This is a genomic window from Pseudomonas sp. ES4, from assembly GCF_050586665.1.
Lineage (GTDB): Bacteria > Pseudomonadota > Gammaproteobacteria > Pseudomonadales > Pseudomonadaceae > Aquipseudomonas > Aquipseudomonas frederiksbergensis.
The window spans coordinates 1-1,374 of the sequence record NZ_JBOBDO010000056.1; the positions used below are offsets into that span (position 1 = coordinate 1).

1 protein-coding gene is annotated in these 1,374 nt (G+C 55.2%); it reads right to left on the minus strand.

What is annotated here, in order from left to right; all coding sequences use genetic code 11:
• Positions 1 to 62: 62 nt before the first annotated feature.
• A complete protein-coding gene (locus tag ACQ4OB_RS27805; protein ID WP_430956867.1) occupies positions 63 to 1,322 on the minus strand; it encodes an IS256 family transposase in 1,260 nt (419 codons plus the stop codon).
• Positions 1,323 to 1,374: the final 52 nt, after the last annotated feature.

Here is a 1,374-nt window from a genome sequence, read left to right on the forward strand (position 1 = left end):
CGAGAGTGTCAGATTTTTTGTGTGCGGGCCGATAACGGCCTGCCGTTAGGCAGGCCTTCATTTCACCAGTTTGGTCTGATGAATCGATCTCCGTACAAAACTGCGAACTGATTCATGGCGCTTTTCCAGTCATGGGCTGCACTGCCCCAATTGGAAGTAATGTTTTGCAGCGCCAGCCAGATCAGTTTCGTCGCTGCCTCGTCGGTTGGAAAGTGACCTCTTGTCTTGATGATTTTACGCAACTGAGCATTGATGCTTTCGATGGCGTTGGTGGTGTAGATCACTTTTCGTATGGCCGGCGGGAACATGAAAAACGGGATGACTCGGTCCCAGGCGCGCCTCCAAGCTGCCGCTATCGTCGGATATTGCTTGCCCCAAGGTCCTGTCTCGAAGGCCTCCAAAGCTTGCTCGGCGACTTCAGCATTGAGCGCTTGATAGATCGGTTTCAGGGCTTTGGCCAGCTCGCGACGTTTGTCCCATGCCGCGTAATCAAGGCTGTTACGAATCAAATGGACGATGCAGGTCTGCAGCGTTGTCTCAGGGAACACCGCACTCAAGGCTTCCGGCATGCCTTTGAGGCCGTCAGTTACCGCAATCAAAACGTCCTCGACGCCTCGGGTTTTGAGGTCGTTGAAGACTTTCATCCAGAACTTGGCACCCTCGGTGTTCTCGATCCAGATACCCAAAATATCCCGGGTGCCGTCGGGCAGCACACCCAGGGCCAAGTAGATTGCCTTGTTACGAACCACGCCTTCGTCACGGATTTTGACCCGCAGGGCATCGAAGAAAATGACCGGGTACATGGGCTCAAGTGGCCGTTGTTGCCAAGTACCGACTTCCTCCAGAACAGCGTCGGTGACCGAGCTGATGAAGTCATGGGAGACGTCTGTCCCGTACTGTTCGGAGAGAAATGCACGAATCTCGCGAACACTCATGCCGCGGGCATACATAGCAATGATCTTGTCATCGAAGCCTGTAAACCGGCGCTCGTGTTTGGGAATCAGGATCGGAGCAAAGCTGCCATCGCGGTCTCTGGGAATATCCAGGCGCAACGGGCCGTCATCGGTCAGCACGGTCTTGCCGCTTCGGCCGTTACGCTGGTTACTCGAATCCTCGGGGCGCTCCGCGCCCTGAGGATAACCAAGGTGGTGACCCAACTCGGCACCAAGGGCTCGCTCGATGAGCGCCTTCTTGAACGCCATCGAGGCATCCTGAATGGCTTCGGCACTCATCGGGCCGCTGACGAACTGGTCGATCAGCTCTTTGGGAATGGATGGAAGGTCACGCTGGGCCTTACTGGCCGGTTTCTTTTTGGTCGGCATACATGCACCTCTGCAACATGTTATGCCCGAACACAAAATTTATGACACTCCC

Bases quoted from the DNA above. Each gene is read 5' to 3' on its own strand.
- ACQ4OB_RS27805 (WP_430956867.1), bottom strand. From the start codon at position 1,322: ATGCCGACCAAAAAGAAACCGGCCAGTAAGGCCCAGCGTGACCTTCCA.